The 1,912-nt window shown below is 35.4% G+C and carries 1 protein-coding gene; it reads left to right on the top strand.

Annotation, left to right across the window (positions count from 1 at the left end; all coding sequences use genetic code 11):
- Positions 1–118: 118 nt before the first annotated feature.
- Positions 119–1,072, top strand: coding sequence for a hypothetical protein (locus tag K5G00_RS29185; protein WP_238770123.1), 954 nt, complete (start codon positions 119–121; stop codon positions 1,070–1,072).
- Positions 1,073–1,912 lie beyond the last annotated feature (840 nt).

Genomic DNA, 1,912 nt, shown 5'->3' with positions numbered 1-1,912 from the left:
TGGTACGCCAACTGCGGATTCTCGCATCGCAGTTCCGTGTCCTTCGGACAGGAACGCTCTCCGAAATCCGCCCCGACAACATGTACCAACCGTTATAGCCAATTATAAATAAGATAAAATGCAAAAAATAGAACTATTAAAAAACCTTCAGCTAATAACAAATAAAACGCTGAGTACAAAATTGATTGATTTTTTTAATGGAAATCAAAAAGAAAATAGCATTAGTTCCTCTTTGTTATTAATACTTGTTGAATCAAAGTCAGGGTTTGACCAATTAATACTTGACGAAAAACAAGAAAAAATACTTAAACAATTCAATGCGCACAAATACTATGAAACATCGTTTTTCAGTGCAATAATTCGTTTTGTATCTAACAATAATTATGATACAAAAATTAAATTTTTGCAACAATCAAAAGCATTAAACGATTTTTTTACTTATCACAATACACTCTTGACAACTTTGAGACTAATAGCAAACATGTTATTTGAAGATTCAGAATTAAACGACTCTATTTTTGATTTTGATTACAAAAAAGCAGAAAATGAAGGATTCTTATATTTTGAAATATTAGCAAATGAAAAAATTGATTTCGAGACTTTTACCGTTGTTATCCAAAATATAAACATTTTAGTCAATAACGTTTATGATGCTTTAAATTCAATTGACAATCTGAAATCTGAAGAAAAACCGAAAATGATTCTTGCCGACTCTGGCAGCAACACAAATATATCGATTAAACTTCCCAAAGCGATATCACAAGCTATTGCTAAAATCATTAACGACACGTGGAATCTAATATCAAATAACTCAGGGTTTAAGCTTGACAAACTAAACAACAACTTGTCAAAAAGTCTTCAAATTATTGAAAAAATAAATTCAGCCGAAAAAGAAGAAAATATTTCAGCAGAACAAGCTGAAATATGGCGAAGAAATATTATTAATTCAACAGAGAAAATTATACTAAATAATACTCTTACAAAATCGAAAGCAGAAGAAGTTTACATATTATCAAATCAAAAAATGTTGGTTGAATCAACAAAAAAATATTTGAATGAGAAGAATAAATAACTGGCTATAACAAATTGTATATGGCAGGCGGGGGTTTTAGCGGTCTGACAAGTCAGACCTCGTGCCCACTCTTCTGCGGGTCTGACAGGATTTCTCTTCGAAATCCCGCCCGACCACATACAAGTGACCGTTAACGGCAAGTTTGAGAAGAATAAATTGGTGGTTATTTGATAAGTCCGTTCTTTGGTTTTCTGCTCGCCCCGAAAGTTGCTGTCACAAAACTTGCAAAAGATTGTTTAGTGCAAGTTGCCAATTTTCGCAGTCTGACAGGCAACCAAAATGTTTCTCTGCCTGACTGTGAAGCACTTTTTAGGAACAGCTGGTGGTTATTTGACAGTTTGTGTTTTGGCCTTTAGTTATCTGGACTGGAATTAAAAAAATTGGCGGACATTTTTGTACTCGCAAGTTTTCCGCCAGCGGCATAAGTTAGGAATGGAAAAACTCACGTTTTTGCGGGGCAAACCGACGTTGGTTACCTGCAACCCACAAGCAACTTTGACTTTTGGGGTGAAGAAAAATTTAAAAAGCGACGAGGTTATTTGAAACTTTTGCTCAGAAAATGATATTTTTATACTGTTAACAACTTGACCATGAATAAAAAACCAGCCGTTAACAAAGTACATATTGCAGGGCGGGTTCGGTGGTTCGCCAACTGCGGATTCTCGCATCGCAGTTCCGTGTCCTTCGGACAGGAACGCTCTCCGAAATCCGCCCCGACAACATGTACCAACCGTTAGTGGCAATTTGGTACGATAAAGGGACATCCGTTACAAAGTTAAAGGGACATAGTTTACACTTTTCAAAGTTTGTAATTTGACATAAAAATCAGATTGCCATGCC

The sequence above is a fragment of the Maribellus maritimus genome, from assembly GCF_022267315.1.
Classification (GTDB): Bacteria; Bacteroidota; Bacteroidia; order Bacteroidales; family Prolixibacteraceae; genus Draconibacterium; species Draconibacterium maritimum.
This window is presented reverse-complemented; position numbering and strand designations above follow the sequence as displayed.

What these genes read in the sequence shown, in the direction of transcription:
- K5G00_RS29185 (WP_238770123.1), top strand. Translation starts at nt 119, where the DNA reads ATGCAAAAAATAGAACTATTAAAAAACCTTCAGCTAATAACAAATAAA.